Raw genomic sequence first — 19,020 nt, forward strand, 5'->3', positions numbered from 1 at the left:
CAGCTCCAAAAGCTGTCCTGCGCCTGGCCCCGAAACTCCGACAACCCGGCAAAACCGCGCTGGAACGCATGCGAATGCAGATTGGGCATGCCCGGCAGCACCGGGCCGCCGGCCTGTGCCACGCCGGCGCAGCGGGCCGCGTCCACGCCGGCTTCGATGGCGCTGAAGCGGCCTTGCGCATCCCAGCGCAGCAGCACGTTCTGCGCCCAGCCCGTGGGCAGCAAGGCCTGGGCGGCAAACAATTGGTTATGGGTATTCATCGCATCAGACACCGGGAGCTACCTCCTGCAGCGCCACGGCGATCAACAGGGCATCGTCGCTGCCCGCTTCCAGCTGCAGCGGCTGGGCGGGCACAGCGGGCCAGTACAGGCCGTCTTCGCCACCGGCCACCAGCGCAGCGGCATGCGCAGGCAAACGCCAGCTGCCAGCCCGCGCCAGCAGCAGGCCCTGGGCACTGTCCAGCTGCAGGCTGCCACCCCGGTGGATCGTCACCTGTGCCTGCACTCGGCCGCGCCGGGTCATCACATTCAAATCCTGCGAGGCGCCGCCCAGCAGCTCGCAGTCCAGCGCCACATCGCCCGAGAACGCAAAGGGCTGCAGGCAGTGCTGCAGCAGGTGGTCCACGCTGCCATCGGCAGCCTGCAAATGCACGCCGTCACCACCCAGCAAGGTGATGATGCGGTCCACGCCAGCAAAGGCCGAGAACGGCCCGCTGCTGGCGATCTGCGCAATGCTGATGCGCCAGGCAAAACTGTCGATGCTGGCGCCAGGCGGCCAGCACAGCACCTCTTGCGTCGTGCCGCCGCCGTTCTTCCATGGCGTAGCGGGCAGCGCGCTGCTGCTGAAAAATTGCATGCTCATCCCTGCCCGTTTATTGCTTGGTCAACACGGCCTGCAAAAAGCTGCGCGTGCGCTCCTTGGTCGGGTTGCTGAAGATGGTCTGCGGGTCACCGGCTTCGATGATGCCGCCGCCATCCATGACGACGACCACATCGGCCACTTCCTTGGCAAAGCCCATTTCATGGGTCACCACCATCATCGTCATGCCTTCGGCAGCCAGCATCTTCATCACCTGCAACACCTCGCCCACCAGCTCGGGGTCGAGGGCGGAGGTCGGCTCGTCAAACAGCATCACCTTGGGCCGCATGGCCAGCGCGCGCGCAATGGCCACGCGCTGCTTTTGCCCGCCCGAGAGGCTGCCGGGCATCGCATCGGCCTTGTGGCCCAGGCCCACTTTTTTCAGCAGGTCATGCGCCAGCGCATCGGCATCCTTGCGGCTCAAGCCATGGAGCTTGCGCGGGCCCAAGGTCACGTTGTCCAGCACCGACAGGTGCGGGAACAGGTTGAAGGACTGGAACACCATGCCCACCTCTTCTCGCAGCGCGTTGAGGGCTTTTTCGGGCAGCATCTGGCCGTCCTGCACCAGGGTGCGGCCACAGATCTCGACACTGCCGCCCTGCGGCACTTCGAGGCCATTGCAGCAGCGCAAGAAGGTGCTCTTGCCCGAGCCACTGGGCCCGATGACCACGACCACCTGCTGGGGCTTGACATCAAAGTCGATGCCGTCGAGCACCACATGCGTGCCAAAGGCCTTGCGCAGCCCACGGATGCGGACCATGGATTCGGAATTCATCGGAGCTGCGGTCATTGCACCATGCCTCCAGCGCGCAGGCGCTTTTCAAAATGGCGCAGGGCCAGGGTGGTCACGCCGGTCAATACAAAATAAATCACGGCAATCGCCAAATACACTTCCAGCGAGCGGTAGGAGACGCTGATGATCTTCTGGCCCTGGTGCATCACATCGTGGATGGTCAGCAGCGAGACCAGCGCCGAGTTCTTGATAAGCGCAATGAACTCATTGCCCAGCGGCGGAATCATGCGCACGATGGCCTGGGGCAGGATCACCGAGGCCATGGCCTGGCCCGACGACATGCCGATGGAGCGCGCCGCCTCCATCTGGCCGCGGTCGATGGACTGGATGGCGCCACGCACCACTTCGGACACATAGGCGCCCGAGTAGATGCCCAGGCCGAGCACGCCGCAGGCAAAGGCCGGCAGCATGATGCCGAACTGCGGCAGGCCGAAGAACAGAATGAACAGCTGCACCAGGAGCGGCGTGCCCCGGATGGCGGCCACATAGGCCGTGCAGATGCCGTAGATGATCCTGTTCTTGGGGTTGAGCCGGCCAATGCCGATCAGCAGACCCATCACGCAGCCCAGCACCAGCGCAGCGGCCGTGATCTCCACCGTCACCGCTGCACCGCGCAGCAGATCGGGCCAACCTGCCCAGACGGGCGAAAAATCCAAATCCATAGTCAATCCTGTCGTCTCAGATCAGCGCACTGCCTGGGCAGCGCGCTGCGGCACCCTTGCCTATCACTTGCTGCTGGGGAACCACTTGTCCACGATGGCCTTGTAGCCACCGTCAGCCTTGAGCTGCTCGAGCGCCTTGTTCACGGCCACCGTCAACTCGGGCGTGTCCTTGCGGATTGCCATGCCGTATTCCTCGGTGGTGATCTGCTCGGCCAGCACCTTCATGCCGCCGCGCGTGCGGTTGTACTGGAACGCGGCAGGCTTGCCGGTGACGGCGGCATCGGCGCGGCCGATATCGACCAGGTTGAACATTTCCTGGTTCTTTTCGACCTCCACGCGCTGCACCTTGGGGAAGTGCTCGGTGAGGTAACCCACCGACTTGGTGCCCACCTGCACCGAGACCTTCTTGCCGTCCAGATCGCTCAGCTTGGTGATGGGGCTGCCTTCCTTGACCATGGCCACCAGGCCGCCGGCGTAGTAAGGCTGGGTGAAGTCCACCACCTTCTTGCGCTCATCGGTGATATAGATGGCCGAGACGGCCATGTCGTAGCGCTTGGCGATCAGACCGGGCACCAGGCCCTTGAAGTCGATATCCACCCATTCGACCTTCTTGCCCATCTTGGCCGCAACGGCCTCGACGAGTTCGACGTCAAAACCGGTTTTCTTGCCGTTTTCGACAAATTCCATCGGCGGGAAAGTGGCATCGGTGGCCACGCGCAGCACATTGTTCTGGGCAAAGGCAGCACCTGCACCACAGGCCAGGGCGATCAAAGAGGTCTTCAAGACCAGTCGACGGAAGTTCATGGGAGAGTCCTTTTTCAATTCAAGTACCAAGCAAAATCGCAATGTCATCCAGCCAGACTGCGGGAGATGCGGGCCGCCGCTGCCAAGGTCGCCTGCACCAGCTGGGCCTGCTGGTGCTGCACACGCTGCTGCGGCGCCATCAGGCTGAGCGCAGCGACCGCGCGGCGGCCGCTGGCAAACACCGGCACGCTGCAACCCCAGACACCCGCATCGACCTGGCCCACCGTGGTGATGTAGCCCTGCGTGCGCAGCTCCTGCAGCTCGGCAGCGGCTTCGGCGCGGGCGGGGGTGCCTTCGCCGTAGTGCTGGTTGAGCAGCGCTTCGCGTTGCACGGCAGGCAGGTAGGCCAGCACGCACTTGGCAGACGCCCCGACCTTCAGCGGCACGCTGCTGCCCTTGTCGAAGGAGCAGCGCAGCGACAGCGGGCTTTCCACCATGTCCAGGCACACGGCCTGGCCATTGGCAGCTACCAAGAGGCCTGCGCTCTCCTGGGTCTGCTGCGACAGCTGCACCAGCACAGGGCGGGCCACATGCACCAAATGGGAGCCATCGTCAAAGCCACGCGCCAGCTGCAGGCCCAGCGGCCCGGGCGCATACAGCGCGCCGCTGTCGGCCACAAAGCCAAAACGCTTGAGGCGCGCGAGCTGCCGGTACAGGCTGCTGCGGGGCAAACCAGTGCCCTGCATCAGCTCGCTGGCCGACAGCGGCCGCCCGGCGCAGGCCAATACCGCCAACACCTGCAGCACCCGGTCGGCCGCCGACACCTCGGAGCCCGGGGTATCCGCTGCCGCACGCTCGCTGACCAACAACTCTGTAGCATCCATTCGCAATTCCCATTCCTCGGGACTAGTGACAACAAGGATCTTGCAAGATCAATGCCAGAATTGTCGAATTGCTCTCTGTATTGCACCCTAGCGCAAACCCTAGGTCGGAATTGAATGGCCCATTCAATTCCCATTTATTGGGAATTTGAAATGTAAAAAGCCCCAGTGTGGTGCGGCGCTTAGCGCGCAGGCCAGCGCCGCCGCGCACCTGCAGGGCAGGTGGACGGAAGAGAGGGGAGTGTTTGGGCGGGCCCGTGGTGGGGGCGCCGCTCCATCAGCGTTGAGTCAGCGCTTCGTCAGCGCACAGGCTGCTGTCAAAGGGCCGCCAGATAGCCCAAAGCCGCGAGCGGCGCGGTCTCAGCGCGCAGCACACGTGGGCCCAGGGTGACGGGCGCAAAGCCATTGCCGCGCGCCAGCGCTTCTTCGGCGGGCGACAGGCCGCCTTCGGGACCGGAGAGGAAAACCAGGGGCTGGGCGCCCGCCTGCTGCACCGCCTGGGCCAGCGGCTGGGTGCCGTCTGCCAGCGACAGCACCAGGCGCTGTGCATCGGCCAGGCCGCCGGCCTTGATCCACTGCGCCAGGTCCATGGGCGCATGGATGCGCGGCACCTGGTTGCGGCCGCATTGCTCACAGGCGCTGGCGGCAATCGCCTGCCAGCGCTCCTGGCGCTTGGTGGCGCGGTCGCCTTTGAGGCGGGGGACCGAGCGCTCGGCCTCCAGCGGCGTGATGCTGGCCACGCCCAGCTCGGTGGCCTTCTCCACCAGCCATTCCATGCGCTCGCCCGCGGTAATACCAGCCAGCAGGTGCACGGCGCGGGCCGCTTCGCGCTCGATCGCCAGGTGGCCCTCGATCTGCACGGTCACATGGTTGCGGCCCATCTGCACAATGCTGGCGTCGTATTCGCCCGCAGGCGTGCCGGCTTCGCCGTTGAACAGGGTGATGTGGTCACCGGGCTGCATGCGAAACACCTGCACATGGCGCGCAGCCTCGGGCGGCAGATCCAGTGCAGCGCCTACGCGCAACTCAACGGGGCAGTAAAAACGGGGCATGGTGCTGGGTCAAAGTGGATGGCAGGAAAGGGCAGAGATTTCAGCAACGAGGTTCAACCCCGGCCCATCATCCAGCCGCCTTGCTCCTCGATGCCCTCGACCTCATGGATCAGGCGCATCAGCGGCACCAGCTCGCGGTAGCGCGATGCGGTTGAGCGAATGTAGTGCAAAAAGCGCGGTGCATCGGCCAGGTAGCGCGGCTTGCCGTCGCGCAGGGTCAGGCGGGCAAAGATGCCGGCCACCTTCAGGTGGCGCTGGATGCCCATCCATTCGACTGCGCGGTAGAAGTCACCGAAATCCGCACCAAAGCCCGAGGGGCTGTCAGCGCCCAGCAGGCCGGCCTTGCGCGCTTTCTCCCAGTAGCGGATGGTGATGTCCACCACAAAATCCTCTTCCCAGCTGATGAAGGCATCGCGCATCAGGCTGGCAATGTCATAGGTGATGGGGCCGTAGAGCGCATCCTGGAAATCGAGCACGCCCAGCGGCGCGCCGGCGGTGGGCGGCACCATCAGGTTGCGCATCATGAAGTCGCGGTGCACAAACACGCGCGGCACCGACAGGTTCTGCGCCACGATGGCGTCAAAGGCGTTTTGGAGCACGGCCTGCTGCTTGTCGTTCAGCTGCACCTGGCGGTGCTGGGCGATGTACCAGTCAGGGAACAGCTGCAGCTCGCGGCGTAGCACGGCCTCGTCATAAACGGGCAGCACGCCTTCGCGCGATGCCTTTTGCCAGTCCACCAAAATATCGACCGCCTGCATATACCACTGGTAGGCGGCCTGGGAATCGGGCGGCTGGAGCTTCTCGATCACCGTCTGCGTGCCCAGATCGGACAGCAGCATGAAGCCGTTAGCGGCATCCCAGTCCAGCACCTGGGGGGCATTCAGGCCGGCCTCGGCCAGCAGCGCTTGCACCTTTACAAAGGGTTCGCTGTTTTCCTTGTCCGGCGGCGCATCCATGATGATGCGCGTGCCGCCCTGCTGGTCGTCCACCCGCAGGTAGCGGCGAAAGCTGGCATCGGCCGAGGCCAGTCGCAGGCTCTCGGGGCGCAGACCATGGCGGGCCGCCACCGCTGCCAGCCAGGGGGCAAACTGCGCGGCGCGGGTGGCATCGGCCCACACGACGGGGGTAACGCCCTGTAAAGATTGCTTGGCGCTGTCAGGCTGGGGTGCTACAGAAGATGCAGCAATAGGGTCAGACATGGGGGAAATAGATTGGCTCATGGATAATGCAGATTCTACAAAGCCCTGCCGCCCGGCTGGGCCCCAGATCCAGTTCCGTGTGCATGTATGCACCGCAGATGCACAGGCCAGTGGCTATTTCCCATGGATATTCACGCTTTCACCGATGTGGCGCCAGCCTCGCCCCGCCCTGCAGGCGCCGCCGCAGGGCTGCGCGCGCGCGCAAACACCAACACATCGCCCCGCACCTTGTCCCGCACCCCCCTTAGCTTCTCCCCCACCACCATCGCCCGGCTGTGCATGGCCATGCTCTGGGCCTCGCCCGCACTGGTGCTGGCCCAGGCGCCCGCTGGCAATGACGACGCCGGCCTGGTGCTGCGCACCAGCCCCCGCCTGCAAGAGAGCCTGAGCTCCGAGCAGCGCGGCAAGATGCCGGTCTACCTCGAGGGCGACGAGCTCACCGGCCAGACGGCGGACATGACTACCGTCACCGGCAATGCCAGCCTGCGCCGTGCCGACACCATGATCCGCGCCGACCGCCTGCGCTTTTACGAGCCCAGCAACACCGCCTATGCCGATGGCAATGTGCACATCAACCGCGCCGGCAGCGTGTTTGACGGCACCGAGCTGCAGATGCAGCTCGATTCGAACGAGGGTTTCTTCAAGGACGCCAACTACCGCCTGCTGCCCAACAACGGCTATGGCGTGGCCTCGCGCGTGGATTTCATCGACCGCGAGCGCTCGGTCGTGCATGACGGCACCTACACCACCTGCCAGCGCGACGACGAGGCCAGCTGGCAGCCGGACTGGATCATCCGTGCTGAAAAAATCAGCATCGACAACCTCGAAGAGGTCGGTGTGGCCGAGAACGGCGTGCTTGAATTCAAGGGCGTGCCGATCATCCCCATCCCCAAGATGAGCTTTCCGCTGTCGGAAAAGCGCAAATCGGGCCTGCTGCCGCCCACCATGTCGCTCGACAGTGACAGCGGCTTCACCTACGCCCAGCCCTACTACTGGAACATTGCGCCCAACCGCGACGCCACCATCACGCCAACGGCCATGGTCAAGCGCGGCCTGGCGCTGGGCGGCGAGTTCCGCTACCTGGAGCCCACCTACAGCGGCACCCTGGCGGGCCTGTACATGCCCGGCGACCGCCTGCGCGACCGCGACCGCTGGTCCTGGCTGTGGATGCACAACGGCAGCCTGGATACGCCCATTGGCGGCCTGGGACTGAACATCAACGCCAAGCGCGTGAGCGACTCGGACTACTGGCGCGACTTCCAGGGCAACAGCTACAAGCTCAACGAGCGCCTGCTCAACAGCGAAGCCTCGGCCAGCTGGTCGCGCGACGACCACAGCCTGCTGCTGCGCGCGCAGAAGTGGCAGACCCTGCAGGACCCGCTCTCGCCCATCGTGCCGCCGTATGACCGCATGCCCCAGCTGCAGTACCGCTACACGCCGCAAAACCTGCCGCTGGGCCTGGAAGGCTCGATCGAGGCCGATGCCACGCGCTTCCGTGCCGACACCAGCCTGCTCAACCAGCCCAATGCCGACCGCGGCTATATCCAGGCAGAGCTCAGCCGCCCATTCATTGCGCCGCAGGGCTACATCACGCCCAAGCTGATGCTCAACACCCGGCACTACAACTTTGACAACTCGGGCCTGGCCACCGTCAGCAGCGCCAGCATCACCGTGCCCACCGTCAGCCTCGACAGCGGCCTGACCTTTGAGCGCTCGACGCGCCTGTTTGGCCGCAACCTGATCCAGACGCTGGAGCCGCGCGCCTTCTACACCTACACGCCCTACCGCGACCAGAGCATGATTCCGGTCTACGACACGGCGCCGTATGACTTCAGCTTTGCGACCATCTTCAGCTCGAACTCGTTCAGCGGCTATGACCGCATTGCCGACAACAACATGCTGACCGTGGGCGCCACCACGCGCTTTCTCGATGCCGAGACCGGCGCCGAGGCGGCGCGCTTTGGCATCGCCCAGCGCCTGCGCTTCTCGGACCAGCAGGTGGTCATGCCCAATGCCAGCTCGGTCAACGAGCGCTGGTCGGACATCATGCTGGGCGCGGGCATCAACTGGACGCCCAAGTGGGGCTTTGACACCACGGTGCAGTTCAACCCGGACAGCGGCCGCTCGGTGCGCTCGACCATGCAGGCGCGCTACAAGCCCGGCGACTACAAGACGCTGGCGCTGGCCTACCGCTACCAGGCACAGAACAGCGAGCAGATGGACCTGGGCTGGCAGTGGCCGGTCAATGAGATCTTTGGCTCCGGGGGCAAAAAAGCCAAGGGCGAAGGCCGCTGGTACACTGTGGGCCGCCTGAACTACAGTATGCGCGATAAGAAACTGGTGGATTCGGTCATTGGCTTGGAATACAGCGGCTGCTGCTGGAGCAGCCGTGTGGTGCTGCAGCGTTTGCAGAACTCGCTGGTACAGGCGAACACCAAGCTGCTGTTCCAGATGGAATTCACTGGCCTGACCAAACTCACCCTGGGCGCTGACCCGCTGGCCAGCATGCGCGAAAACGTGCCCGGCTACCAGTCTCTGCCCAGCGGCAACGGCTCTGCAGCGCCCAGCCGTTTCAGCAATTACGATTGAAGCATTCCCTGACCATGAAACAACGCATTCTCTCTTTGAGCGTGGCCTGCAGCCTGGCTTTGCTCGCTGGTGCCAGCGCAGCGCAAGGCTTCAAGGCTAGCAACGACAACGCATCCGCCGGCATGCGGGCCCCGGGCGCCGGCATCGGCACGCCAACGGCCGTGCCGTCGGTGGCGATCCCTGCTGCCTCGCTGGCCCAGCGCAGCAGCAATGCCCCCCGCTCTGCGGACTTCATCGTCGCGGTCGTCAATTCCGAGCCGGTCACCAATGTCGAAGTGCAGCAGCAGTACGACCGCCTGCGTGCCCAGGCCGAGGCCAACAACATCCCCGCCGAGACGGCACGCCGCCAGGCGCTGGAGATGCTGATCGGCCAGAAGATCCAGCTGCAGATGGCTGCCGAGCGCAACATCACGGTGGACAACTTTGCCGTGCAGCAGGCCGAAGAGTCGGTCGCACGCCAGAACAGCATGACCATGCCCGAGCTGCGCCGCCGCCTGGCCAGCGAAGGCATTCCAGAGGAGCAGTTCCGCGCCGATCTGAAAAAGCAGCTGGTGATCCAGAAGCTGCGCGAGGCCGAGGTCGACTCCAAGGTGCGCGTGAGCGACCTCGACATCGACCAGTACCTGCGCGAGCAAAAGGCCAAGGCCGGCATGGCCAGTGCCGCCACCCAGCTCAACCTGGGCCACATCCTGATCACCGTGCCGGAAAACGCCAGCGAAGACCAGGTCAAGCAGCTGCAGGCCAAGGCCCAGCAGGCAGCCGACAAGATCCGCGCCGGTGAAGACTTTGGTGCCGCCGTGGCCGAGTTCTCCGATGTGCCCGACGGCAAGGGCGGCGGCGCCATGGGCCTGCGCCCGGCCGACCGCTACCCCGAGCTGTTCGTCAGGGCGACGCAGTCCACGCCGCAGGGCGCCATTGCCGGCCCGGTGCGCTCGCCTGCGGGCTTTCACATCCTGAAGGTGCTGGAGAAGACGAGCGGTGAGGTGCCAGCCATCGTCACCCAAAGCCATGCCCGCCACATCCTGCTGCGCCCCGGCCCCCAGCTGAGCGAAGCCCAGGCGGTGGAGCGCCTCGAAGACTACCGCCGCCGTGTGCTGGCCAAGCAGGACACGTTTGAAGACCTGGCCAAGCGCTACTCCGAAGACGGCAGCGCCAAGGAAGGCGGCGACCTGGGCTGGGCCAGCCCGCGCAAGTTCGTGCCGGAGTTCGAAGAAGCGCTCAACGCGCTGCAGCCTGGCGAGATCAGCCAGCCCATTGCCAGCCGCTTTGGTATCCACCTGATCCAGCTGCTCGAGCGCCGCGAGGCCAAGCTCAACCAGCGCGAGCAGCGTGACATGGTGCGCTCCATCGTGCGCGAGAACAAGCTCGAGCAGGCCTTCAGCACCTGGGCGCAGGAAGCCCGTGCGCGGGCCTATGTCGAATACCGCGACCCGCCCCAGTAACAGCCCAGCCGCCTGGGGCGTGATGACCCTGCCCGGCGCTGTGGCGCTGCGGCGGTGTCATCATCGGCCCCAAGCCTGCCAACCCAAGAGCGGTGCTTTCGCACCGCTTTGTCATTGCATGAAACACATTCCCCGCAAGCGCTTTGGCCAGAACTTTCTGACCGATCGCGCCGTCATCGACGCGATTGTCGACGCCATCCACCCACTGCCCGGCCAGACGGTGGTGGAGATCGGCCCCGGTCTGATGGCGCTGACCCAGCCGCTGGTCGAGCGCCTGGGCAAGCTCAGCGTCATTGAGCTGGACCGCGATCTGGCCCTGCGCCTGCGCACGCACCCGCAGCTCGATGTGGTCGAGTCCGATGTGCTGAAGGTCGATTTCCGCGCCCTCGCCCAGCGCCTGGGCGTGGCCAAGCTGCGCGTGGCCGGCAACCTGCCCTACAACATCTCCAGCCCCATCCTGTTTCACCTGCTCGACCAGGTCGATGTGGTCGAAGACCAGCACTTCATGCTGCAAAAAGAGGTGATCGACCGCATGGTGGCCGCACCCGCCACCTCGGACTACGGCCGCCTCACCGTCATGCTGCAATGGCGCTATGCGATGGAGAACGTGCTCTTTGTGCCGCCCGAGAGCTTTGACCCGCCCCCCAAGGTCGACAGCGCCGTGGTGCGCATGGTCCCGCGCGCCGAACCCGCCCAGCTCGATGCCAAGCTGCTCGAAGACCTGGTGCGCGTGGCCTTCAGCCAGCGCCGCAAGATCTTGCGCAACACCTTGGGCAAATGGCTGGAGGAAAAAGGCTACAGCGGCAACTTCGACCTGCAGCGCCGCGCCGAAGAAGTGCCGGTGGCCGAATACGAACAGGCCGCTGCCAGCCTCTCGGCAGCGCCCAAGGCGGCTTGAGCGGTCAGGGATTGAAGCGGCCCATCCCACAAGCAAAACGCCCGGCACAAGCCGGGCGTTTTTTCTTGCTCATCAGCAAGCCCATCAGAGGAAAGAGTAAAAGCAGCGAAAAGGCACCTTGCGCTCGGCCCAGTACTCGGCCGCATCGCGAAACACATCGAGCAGCTGCTCGCGCGCTTCGCGGTCAAACTTCATCGCAGTCGGGATCTGGTCCAGCACCACGACAAAGCCGGGCTGCGGGCCACTTTTGTGCAAAGGGTCGGTCAGGCAGTCGAACAGCGCATCGAAGTTCTTGCCGTAGTGCGACGGAAAATAAAACTGCATGCCAATCAACTCGAGCACATCGGCCTTGGACAGGGCGTGCGCCAGATTGGCGTACAAAAAGTGCTGCCCCAGGTTCTGGGCTGCGTCACGCAGGTCCTCCAACCGGTAGGCCCGAATGGCCTGCACGATGTTGGGACGCACGAAACGCAGCGATGTATCTTGTACCTGACGAAGTGGAGTGTCCATCTCCGTTGCTCTTTCCATTAGCATTTTTTAAAAACCACACCCCATCCCTGGGGCTCATTGGGCATTGTTGACTTAGCACATCACTCTGCGCAAGACATCTCTTGCGGAAAAGCGACATAGGAGGAATCTGACTGGCTAATTCACAATACGCCGAAAGCTGCTGTAGTGATCCTGGGTGTAGTAGCAAGTATCGGGCATTGTGGCGACCTGACCGCCACAAATAATGCGACGCGCCCCGCGATCGCGGGAACCGGGTGTCTTGACGGTGTATTCCCGGTAGTAACCACGCGGGTGCCTGGGCAGTATGCGCTCACGGTTACCAAATACCGAGCCGTCCTTGTCATAGGGAAAAGGGCCGCCTTCGTAGATCAATGCATAGGTTTTGCGGCCTTGAGGCGGCAATTCGGCCACCGCCACGACCGGCCCATCGAATGCGGAAGGCCCGCTGCCCCGGGCCTGGACCCCTGGCGGCAGCGCAGCCATGACCACAGCGAGCACGCCAGCCTTCACAGACGAGCGGGCCAGAAAACCCCATGCTTTGAGCATCAACAACACCTTTCAGAACCGCGGACTTCACCGCAAGTTCAGCCAGTCAGTGTGACGGATTGCCCCCCAAAATGCAAGAAGCCTGCCCAAAATTTGAGCAGGCTTCTCAGTATTTTACAGCGGCAGGCGTGGCAGATTCAAGCCAACTGCACTGAAAACATCTTTATCAGCGCGCAAAATTCGCGTCTGCAACTGCAACGGCCGTCATGTTGACAATGCGGCGCACCGTGGCGCTGGGGGTCAAAATATGCACCGGTTGGGCGGCACCCAGCAGGATAGGGCCAATGGCGATATTGCCGCCCGCTGCCGTTTTGAGCAGGTTGTAGCTGATATTGGCCGCATCGATGTTGGGCAGCACCAGCAGATTGGCGTTCCCGACCAGAGGGCTCTCGGGCATGATGCTGGCACGCTGCTTCTGGTCCAGGGCCACATCGCCGTGCATCTCGCCGTCCACTTCGAGCCAGGGCGCCTGGATGCGCAGCAGCTCCAGGGTCTGGCGCATCTTGACGGCGCTGGGCTGGTTGCTGGAGCCAAAGTTCGAGTGCGACAGCAGCGCGGCCTTGGGCTTGATACCAAAGCGCATCATCTCCTCGGCCGCCATGATCGTGATCTCGGCGAGCTGCTCGGCCGTCGGGTCGTAGTTCACATGGGTGTCGACCAGGAAGACCTGGCGCTCGGGCAGCAGCAGGCCGTTCATGCAGGCGTAGGTGGCGGTGCCGGCGCGCTTGCCAATCACCTGGTCGATGTAATGCAGGTGGATGGCGGTGTTGTTCCAGGTGCCGCAGATCAGGCCATCGACCTCGCCCTTGTGCAGCAGCATGCAGCCAATCAGGGTCAGGCGGCGGCGCATTTCGATCTTAGCGATCGGCACCGTCACGCCCTTGCGCTCGGCCATGCGGTGGTAGGACTGCCAGAAATCGCGGTAGCGGTCGTCATGCTCGACGTTGACCACATCGTAGTCCGTGCCTTCCTTGAGGCGCAGGCCGAACTTCTCGATGCGCTGGGCAATGATGGCCGGGCGGCCGATCAAGGTGGGGCGCGCCACGCGCTCGTCGACCACGATCTGGGCCGCACGCAGGATGCGCTCTTCCTCGCCTTCGGCATAGGCAATGCGCTTTTTCGCCGCGCGCTTGGCCGCCATGAAGATGGGCTTCATCGCCGTGCCGGAGGCGTAGACAAAGGTCTGCAGGTGCTCGCGGTAGGCATCCATGTCCTGGATCGGACGCTCGGCCACGCCGCATTCGGCCGCTGCCTGCGCCACAGCGGGCGCAATCTTCATCATCAGGCGCGGGTCAAACGGCTTGGGGATCAGGTACTCGGGGCCGAAGGACAGGTCCTGGCCGGCATAGGCATTGGCGACCTCTTCGGTCTGCTCAGCCTGGGCCAGGTCGGCAATCGCGTGCACCGTGGCGATTTCCATCTCGGTGGTGATGGTTGTGGCGCCGCAGTCGAGCGCGCCCCGGAAGATGTAGGGGAAGCACAGCACATTGTTGACCTGGTTCGGGTAGTCCGAACGGCCGGTCGCCATGATGATGTCGTCGCGCACCGCCTTGGCGTCTTCGGGCGAGATCTCGGGGTTGGGGTTGGCCAGCGCGAAGATGATGGGGCGCGCTGCCATGCGCTGCACCATGTCGGGCTTGAGCACACCGCCCGCCGACAGGCCCAGGAACCCATCGGCGCCGTCAATTACCTGCGACAACGTGCGCTTGTCGGTTTCTTGCGCGAAAAGCTCCTTATCTTCGTCCATCAGCTCGGTACGGCCCTTGTAGACCACGCCGACGATGTCGGTCACCATCACGTTTTCGCGCTTGAGGCCAATCTCCAGCAGCAGGTTCAGGCAGGCCAGCGCTGCAGCGCCCGCGCCCGAGGCAACGAGCTTCACTTCTTCAATCTTCTTGCCTGCGACCTTGAGCGCATTGACCATGGCCGCTGCCACGGTGATCGCGGTGCCGTGCTGGTCGTCGTGGAAGACCGGGATCTTCATGCGCTTGCGCAGTTCACGCTCCACATAGAAGCACTCGGGCGCCTTGATGTCTTCCAGATTCACGGCGCCAAAGGTGGGCTCCAGCGCAGCGATCACTTCCACCAGCTTCTGGGGGTCTTTTTCGTTGATTTCGATGTCAAAAACATCGACACCTGCAAACTTCTTGAACAGAACGCCCTTGCCTTCCATCACCGGCTTGGAGGCCAGCGCGCCAATATCGCCCAGGCCCAGCACCGCCGTGCCGTTGGAGATCACCGCCACCAGGTTGCCACGGCTGGTGTACTTGAAGGCAGCTGCCGGGTCCTTGACGATCTCTTCGCAAGGCGCGGCCACGCCGGGCGAATAGGCCAGCGCCAGGTCATGCTGGTTGGCCATGGGCTTGGTCGCGGCAATCGCCACCTTGCCGGGGCGGGGAAACTGGTGGTACTCCAGTGCGGACTGGCGCAGCAGCGCACGCTTGTCCACCGCAGTGGGGGTTGAATTCTTCTCAGTCATGGCGGTCTCCGGCATCACGCAGCATTCACTACGAAAAACAGCTGGAACATGCTGCCATCTGCATGCATGTCTCAACAGTATGTCCAAGGGCCCAGAACGATTGGCCCACGGCCAAAAGCTGTGGATCGTATACAAGGCACTCACCATTCTAGGCGCAGGCTAAAAATCAAGTATTCCAGTCGCCGACTAGAACTATGAAAAAGATGTATAGCTTTTTCCAGTTTAGGCATACATTGCGTAAAGCCCGCCCCTCTTGGCGGAAGCCAAGGTCTACAATGACAAACGTTTGCGCTTTATAGGCTCTGCAAGGCCTCATTTGTCATGGATTTAATGCTGCTGGTCGTTCTCATCCTGGGCGTGAGCTATGTGCTGCGCGCCAAGGCCCAAAAGCAGCGCATCGCCTTGCTGGCCCAATATTTGCGTAATTACGACATCGAAAAGCTGATGGAGCGCCTGGTCAGCAGCTATATGCGGGCGCTGGACGAGAAAGACAGCAACCGCCAGCAGCAAATCTGGGAGCTGCAGGCATCGGTGGAAAACAGCCTGGCCAGCCAGTTCAGCAGCTTTGCCGACACGCTGGCCAAGGCGCCCGAGCCGGCCAATGGCGCCACGTTCAAGATCAGCACCCAGGCGTTTTACTTCCCCTTCTCGCAGCTGATCGACAAGCTCCAGGGCGGCAGCAAATCCTTTGACCTGCGCACCGCCATCCGCCTGCATGCCGATGGCATTGCCCGCGTCGTGGCCAACACCGCCGGCCGCAGCCCCAAGGACCGCGCCTTCACCTTGCTGGCCGAGATGTATCTGATGCAGCACACCTGCCACTGGTACTGCAAATCCAAGGCCGTGGCCTCGGCGCGCATGCAGCTGCGCAACCAGACCACCTATGAGCAGGTCATCCAGAGCGTCTCGCCCGAGACGCGCCATGCCTACCTGGCGCTGCTGGGCGCGCGCTGATTGCCGTGATTGGCTGACACCTGGGCGCCCGGCCTGCGGCGACAATGGCGGGGTTACCAGCACCACTACAGGGAAAAGCCCATGCCAGCCATTCCAACCCGACTTGCCGCCCTGGCAGCCGTCGTTGCCACTGCCAGCCTGCTGAGCGCCTGTGACGAACGCCCCGGGCCGATGAAACCCATCTCCGGCACGGTAGCGGCATCGCGCCAGCCCTTGCCCGACAAGCCGCTGTTCAACGCGCCCATCATCGACAGCCACTCGGTCCTGCCCCACGCCAAGGCCGACAAACACGATCCCCTGCCCCCTGCCGTGCCGCTGGCCTCTGCCGATGACCCCAAGGCCTCCAACGGCGGCACCACGGCCGAAGGCGGCAGCGTGAACCCCTCGGCCGGCATGGGCGCCGTCATCACCGACAGCAAGGGCGCGCAGCACGAAGCCGATGGCAAGCCTTGAGTATTGCGCAACGGTCGCCGCATCGCCAATCAGGCACCGTCCTTGCTAGCTAGCTGGCCATGACGACCCCCAACACCCACCCCGCTGCACTGGTTCTGGAGGCGCGGCCTCTGACCGCGCACAACTTCTCGGCCTTTGGCACTGTGATTGGCCTGGCCGACCCCAGCCTGCCCAGCCAGTCCATCAACCAGGGCAATGCGCTGCGCTATGACCTGCTGCCCGATCTGCAGCTGACGGCGCAAGGCGGCTGGCCGATGCTGGCGCTGTTTCGCGCGCAGGCGCGGCAGTTTCCGCTGGCGGTGACCGAGGTCGAATGCCATGCACTGGGCAGCCAGAGCTTTGTGCCGCTGGGCACCCAGCGCTTTGTTGTGGTGGTGGCCGCTGCCGGCCCCGCTCCCCAGGCTGAGGATCTGCAGGCCTTTGTGACCGATGGCCGCCAGGGCATCGTGCTGGCGCCCGGCACCTGGCACCATGCCTTGCTCGCCGTCGAGGGCGGTGATTTCGCCGTCATCGAGCGGCGCGCCGATGCGCTGGATTGCCGCTGCGAAGCGATCAGCGCGCCGCTGCAGGTTAGCCTGCCCGCTGATCTCGCTTAATCACTCAGACCGCAGCTGCCAGCTGCTGCGCAATGGCGATCAAACTGCGGTCCGTGCCTGCCGGGCCCAGCAGCGAGATGCCCAAGGGCGCGCCATCGCGGCTGGCCAGCGGCAGCGAGATCTGCGGAAAGCCCGCCAAGCCCGCCAGGCACAGCATCTGCACGGCCTGGTTGCGGTAGGCCTCCAGCGATGCCTCATCGGCGCTGCGAAGCGGCGCAATATCGGGCATGGTCGGCATCACCAGCACGCCATCGCTGCCCAACAGATCAGCCAAATGCTGGCGGAAGCGCGCACGGAACTGCTCGGCCTCCTGCACCTGCGCATCCGTCACCTTGCTCGACCAGTCAAAGCGCTCCTTCACGCCCGGGCCCAGCACCGGCGCATAGCGGCTGATGAAGGCGCCATCGGTCATCCAGGCTTCGCGCCCCTGGATATAGCGAAAGCTCCAGTACATCGCGTCAAAGGAATCGAGCACCGCTTTGCAATCCTGCGCGCTGCCCAGCAGCTGCGTGATCTGCTGCAGCGCCCCATCCCAGGCCGGGCGCACAGCGCTGTCCACCAGGCCCCAGACATCGCTGGGCATCAGCAGGCGCGGGCGGTCCGGCAGCGGCGTCGTGTCGGGCGCCATCAGCACATCGGCCACGCGGGCAAAGGTATGGGCATCGCGGGCAAACCAGCCGCAGGTGTCAAAACTGTGGCACAGCGCCAGGGCTGACTCCAGGCTCACCCGGCCATGCGTGGGCCGTATGCCATACAGGCCACAGTGGCTCGCCGGCGCACGCACCGAGCCGCCCGTGTCCGTGCCCAGCGCAAAGTCGCACAGCCGGCTCGATACCGCCGATGCCGAGCCCGACGACGAACCACCGGTGATGCGCTCGGGCGCATTGCCATTGATCGGCGCGCCAAAGTGGGCGTTGTTGCCATTCATCGAGAAGGCCAGCTCATCGGTCACCGTCTTGCCCGCCAGCGCCGCGCCGGCATCTAGCAGCTTTTGCACGGTGGGCGCCGTCTGCGTCTTGATGCCGGACAGGGCCAGCAGCAGCGGGTTGCCGCCCCCCGTGGGATAGCCGGCAATGTCGAACAAGTCCTTCACCCCAAAGTACAGGCCGCTGAGCGGGCCGGTGGCCGCATGGCGCACAGGCACATCGGGGTAGGGAACAAAGGCGTGGGCAGGGTCGTGCAAGGGCATGGTGGGTTCAGTCCTGGGCAAAAAAGATAGAAACGCAGGGGCCTAGGCAGCGGCCAGCACGTTGGGCGCAAAGGCTGCCGCCGTTGTAGTGTGCACGCAGCGCGCCATATGGCCAGGCGCCAGCGTGACCGGCTCCGGCACCGCTTGCAGGCAGGCGGCCGTGGCCAGCTTGCAGCGCGGTGCAAAGGCGCAGCCCGGTGGGATGGCGGTCAGATCGGGCGGCGCGCCAGCAATGGTCTGCAGCGGCTGGCCGCGCTCCATCGCGCCATGGGATCGGCTTTGCAGCAAGGCCATGGTGTAGGGGTGGCGCGGACTGCGGATCAGCTGCTCGGCCGTGCCCTCTTCCACAATGCGGCCCGCATACATCACCGCAATGCGGTCGGCCACTTCCACCGCCGCGCCAATGTCGTGGGTCACAAACACAATGCCCAGGCCCAGCTCACGCTGCAGCTCGCGCAGCAGCAGCAGGATCTGGATCTGCACGGTGGCGTCCAGCGCGGTGGTGGGCTCGTCGGCGAGCAGCACCTGCGGGTTGCAGGCCAGGGCCAGCGCAATCATGGCCCGCTGGCGCATGCCGCCCGACATCTCATGCGGGTAGGCCTTGAGGCGCTGCTCGGGGCTGGGAATGCGCACCCGCTCGAACAGCGCCAGCGCGCGCTGCTGCGCCTCGCTGTGGCTCACGCGCTCGTGGCGGCGTATGGCTTCGACAATCTGCGCGCCCACCGGGTAGACCGGGTCCAGCGCCAGCAACGGGTCCTGAAAAATCATCGCGCAGGTCTTGCCGCGAAAGTCGTTGAGCGCGCCGCCGCGCAGCGCCAGCACATCCTGGCCTGCGACCCGGATCTGGCCCTTCATCGTGGTCTTGCGCTCAGGGTGCAGGCGCAGCAGGCTGCGCAGGGTCACGCTCTTGCCCGATCCCGATTCGCCAATCAGCGCCACCGCTTCGCCCTTGGCGACCGACAGGCTCACGCCGCTGACGGCCTGGACCACTTTCTTGCCACTGGCAAACTGCACATTCAGGTCCTGGATCTGGACCAGGGGAGGAGAGGCTGTGTTCATCGTGGTGCTCCGGGTTCAGGCGGCCAGCGCCGTGGCGGCGGCCAGGGGGTGGCCACTGCCGGGCTCATGCACCAGGCAGCGCGCGGCATGGTGCAGCTGCACCGGGGTGACGGCCG

General features: G+C 64.5%; 18 protein-coding genes and 1 pseudogene. 6 read left to right on the top strand and 13 right to left on the bottom strand.

Going from position 1 to position 19,020, the window contains the following annotated elements; translation table 11 throughout:
• The 8 genes and pseudogenes from H928_RS26915 to H928_RS0109165 all read right to left on the bottom strand — a co-directional run.
• A pseudogene (locus H928_RS26915) lies at positions 1-260 on the bottom strand (formimidoylglutamate deiminase); the annotation flags it as partial.
• A 4-nt stretch (positions 261-264) separates the two neighbouring features.
• Complete coding sequence (locus H928_RS0109135; protein WP_043339417.1) at positions 265-855, bottom strand: HutD family protein; 591 nt, start codon at positions 853-855, stop codon at positions 265-267.
• 16 nt (positions 856-871) lie between these two features.
• Positions 872-1,633: an amino acid ABC transporter ATP-binding protein gene (locus H928_RS0109140; RefSeq protein WP_021026214.1), complete on the bottom strand. Its 762-nt coding sequence runs from the start codon at positions 1,631-1,633 to the stop codon at positions 872-874.
• An 11-nt stretch (positions 1,634-1,644) separates the two neighbouring features.
• Positions 1,645-2,313: an amino acid ABC transporter permease gene (locus tag H928_RS0109145; protein ID WP_021026215.1), complete on the bottom strand. Its 669-nt coding sequence runs from the start codon at positions 2,311-2,313 to the stop codon at positions 1,645-1,647.
• 63 nt (positions 2,314-2,376) lie between these two features.
• On the bottom strand, positions 2,377-3,117 hold the full coding sequence (locus tag H928_RS0109150; protein WP_021026216.1) for a transporter substrate-binding domain-containing protein: 741 nt from the start codon (positions 3,115-3,117) through the stop codon (positions 2,377-2,379).
• 44 nt (positions 3,118-3,161) lie between these two features.
• On the bottom strand, positions 3,162-3,941 hold the full coding sequence (locus H928_RS0109155; RefSeq protein ID WP_021026217.1) for an IclR family transcriptional regulator: 780 nt from the start codon (positions 3,939-3,941) through the stop codon (positions 3,162-3,164).
• 314 nt (positions 3,942-4,255) lie between these two features.
• Entirely contained in the window at positions 4,256-4,990 is a 735-nt protein-coding gene (locus H928_RS0109160) for a 16S rRNA (uracil(1498)-N(3))-methyltransferase (protein WP_021026218.1), read from the bottom strand.
• A gap of 53 nt (positions 4,991-5,043) precedes the next feature.
• The gene (locus H928_RS0109165; RefSeq protein WP_021026219.1) at positions 5,044-6,189 is read right to left on the bottom strand and encodes an aminoglycoside phosphotransferase family protein; all 1,146 of its coding nucleotides are present in this window, start codon (positions 6,187-6,189) and stop codon (positions 5,044-5,046) included.
• 123 nt (positions 6,190-6,312) lie between these two features.
• Here H928_RS0109165 and H928_RS0109170 point away from each other — a divergent pair, with 123 nt between their 5' ends.
• The 3 genes from H928_RS0109170 (at position 6,313) to rsmA (ending at position 11,118) form a co-directional block, all read left to right on the top strand.
• Positions 6,313-8,778, top strand: coding sequence for an LPS assembly protein LptD (locus tag H928_RS0109170; RefSeq protein ID WP_021026220.1), 2,466 nt, complete (start codon positions 6,313-6,315; stop codon positions 8,776-8,778).
• Between the two features lie 14 nt (positions 8,779-8,792).
• Positions 8,793-10,220, top strand: a complete 1,428-nt coding sequence (locus H928_RS0109175) for a peptidylprolyl isomerase (RefSeq protein WP_027010747.1) — start codon at positions 8,793-8,795, stop codon at positions 10,218-10,220.
• Positions 10,221-10,338: 118 nt separating this feature from the next.
• A complete protein-coding gene (gene rsmA, locus H928_RS0109180; RefSeq protein WP_021026222.1) occupies positions 10,339-11,118 on the top strand; it encodes a 16S rRNA (adenine(1518)-N(6)/adenine(1519)-N(6))-dimethyltransferase RsmA in 780 nt (259 codons plus the stop codon).
• A gap of 84 nt (positions 11,119-11,202) precedes the next feature.
• Here rsmA and H928_RS0109185 read toward each other — a convergent pair whose 3' ends face one another.
• From H928_RS0109185 to H928_RS0109190, 3 genes are all read right to left on the bottom strand, one after another.
• Positions 11,203-11,628 (bottom strand): barstar family protein, encoded by a 426-nt coding sequence (locus H928_RS0109185; RefSeq protein ID WP_027010748.1) that lies wholly within the window; start codon positions 11,626-11,628, stop codon positions 11,203-11,205.
• A 135-nt stretch (positions 11,629-11,763) separates the two neighbouring features.
• Positions 11,764-12,174: a ribonuclease domain-containing protein gene (locus tag H928_RS30735; RefSeq protein WP_084635744.1), complete on the bottom strand. Its 411-nt coding sequence runs from the start codon at positions 12,172-12,174 to the stop codon at positions 11,764-11,766.
• Between the two features lie 166 nt (positions 12,175-12,340).
• Entirely contained in the window at positions 12,341-14,653 is a 2,313-nt protein-coding gene (locus H928_RS0109190) for an NADP-dependent malic enzyme (protein WP_148293104.1), read from the bottom strand.
• A gap of 321 nt (positions 14,654-14,974) precedes the next feature.
• Here H928_RS0109190 and H928_RS0109195 point away from each other — a divergent pair, with 321 nt between their 5' ends.
• The 3 genes from H928_RS0109195 (at position 14,975) to H928_RS0109205 (ending at position 16,656) form a co-directional block, all read left to right on the top strand.
• On the top strand, positions 14,975-15,607 hold the full coding sequence (locus H928_RS0109195; RefSeq protein WP_021026225.1) for a hypothetical protein: 633 nt from the start codon (positions 14,975-14,977) through the stop codon (positions 15,605-15,607).
• Positions 15,608-15,688: 81 nt separating this feature from the next.
• Positions 15,689-16,060 carry a hypothetical protein gene (locus H928_RS0109200; protein WP_021026226.1) on the top strand — a complete coding sequence of 124 codons (372 nt, stop codon included), beginning with the start codon at positions 15,689-15,691 and terminating at the stop codon, positions 16,058-16,060.
• 59 nt (positions 16,061-16,119) lie between these two features.
• On the top strand, positions 16,120-16,656 hold the full coding sequence (locus H928_RS0109205) for an ureidoglycolate lyase (RefSeq protein ID WP_021026227.1): 537 nt from the start codon (positions 16,120-16,122) through the stop codon (positions 16,654-16,656).
• 4 nt (positions 16,657-16,660) lie between these two features.
• On the opposite strand, the gene H928_RS0109210 is transcribed toward H928_RS0109205, so the two are convergent.
• Entirely contained in the window at positions 16,661-17,845 is a 1,185-nt protein-coding gene (locus H928_RS0109210; RefSeq protein ID WP_021026228.1) for an amidase, read from the bottom strand.
• A 42-nt stretch (positions 17,846-17,887) separates the two neighbouring features.
• Positions 17,888-18,904 (bottom strand): ABC transporter ATP-binding protein, encoded by a 1,017-nt coding sequence (locus H928_RS0109215; RefSeq protein WP_021026229.1) that lies wholly within the window; start codon positions 18,902-18,904, stop codon positions 17,888-17,890.
• Positions 18,905-19,020: the final 116 nt, after the last annotated feature.

The sequence above is a fragment of the Comamonas sp. B-9 genome (assembly GCF_000410635.1).
GTDB lineage: Bacteria > Pseudomonadota > Gammaproteobacteria > Burkholderiales > Burkholderiaceae_C > Comamonas.

Excerpts from the sequence above, each read along its gene's own strand:
- H928_RS0109200 (WP_021026226.1), top strand. The coding sequence starts at position 15,689 with ATGCCAGCCATTCCAACCCGACTTGCCGCCCTGGCAGCCGTCGTTGCC.
- H928_RS0109215 (WP_021026229.1), bottom strand. The coding sequence starts at position 18,904 with ATGAACACAGCCTCTCCTCCCCTGGTCCAGATCCAGGACCTGAATGTG.
- rsmA (WP_021026222.1), top strand. The coding sequence starts at position 10,339 with ATGAAACACATTCCCCGCAAGCGCTTTGGCCAGAACTTTCTGACCGAT.
- H928_RS0109135 (WP_043339417.1), bottom strand. The coding sequence starts at position 855 with ATGCAATTTTTCAGCAGCAGCGCGCTGCCCGCTACGCCATGGAAGAAC.
- H928_RS0109165 (WP_021026219.1), bottom strand. The coding sequence starts at position 6,189 with ATGTCTGACCCTATTGCTGCATCTTCTGTAGCACCCCAGCCTGACAGC.
- H928_RS0109145 (WP_021026215.1), bottom strand. The coding sequence starts at position 2,313 with ATGGATTTGGATTTTTCGCCCGTCTGGGCAGGTTGGCCCGATCTGCTG.
- H928_RS0109140 (WP_021026214.1), bottom strand. The coding sequence starts at position 1,633 with ATGAATTCCGAATCCATGGTCCGCATCCGTGGGCTGCGCAAGGCCTTT.
- H928_RS0109185 (WP_027010748.1), bottom strand. The coding sequence starts at position 11,628 with ATGGACACTCCACTTCGTCAGGTACAAGATACATCGCTGCGTTTCGTG.
- H928_RS0109210 (WP_021026228.1), bottom strand. The coding sequence starts at position 17,845 with ATGCCCTTGCACGACCCTGCCCACGCCTTTGTTCCCTACCCCGATGTG.
- H928_RS0109195 (WP_021026225.1), top strand. The coding sequence starts at position 14,975 with ATGGATTTAATGCTGCTGGTCGTTCTCATCCTGGGCGTGAGCTATGTG.
- H928_RS0109205 (WP_021026227.1), top strand. The coding sequence starts at position 16,120 with ATGACGACCCCCAACACCCACCCCGCTGCACTGGTTCTGGAGGCGCGG.
- H928_RS30735 (WP_084635744.1), bottom strand. The coding sequence starts at position 12,174 with ATGCTCAAAGCATGGGGTTTTCTGGCCCGCTCGTCTGTGAAGGCTGGC.
- H928_RS0109155 (WP_021026217.1), bottom strand. The coding sequence starts at position 3,941 with ATGGATGCTACAGAGTTGTTGGTCAGCGAGCGTGCGGCAGCGGATACC.
- H928_RS0109175 (WP_027010747.1), top strand. The coding sequence starts at position 8,793 with ATGAAACAACGCATTCTCTCTTTGAGCGTGGCCTGCAGCCTGGCTTTG.
- H928_RS0109160 (WP_021026218.1), bottom strand. The coding sequence starts at position 4,990 with ATGCCCCGTTTTTACTGCCCCGTTGAGTTGCGCGTAGGCGCTGCACTG.
- H928_RS0109150 (WP_021026216.1), bottom strand. The coding sequence starts at position 3,117 with ATGAACTTCCGTCGACTGGTCTTGAAGACCTCTTTGATCGCCCTGGCC.
- H928_RS0109190 (WP_148293104.1), bottom strand. The coding sequence starts at position 14,653 with ATGACTGAGAAGAATTCAACCCCCACTGCGGTGGACAAGCGTGCGCTG.
- H928_RS0109170 (WP_021026220.1), top strand. The coding sequence starts at position 6,313 with ATGGATATTCACGCTTTCACCGATGTGGCGCCAGCCTCGCCCCGCCCT.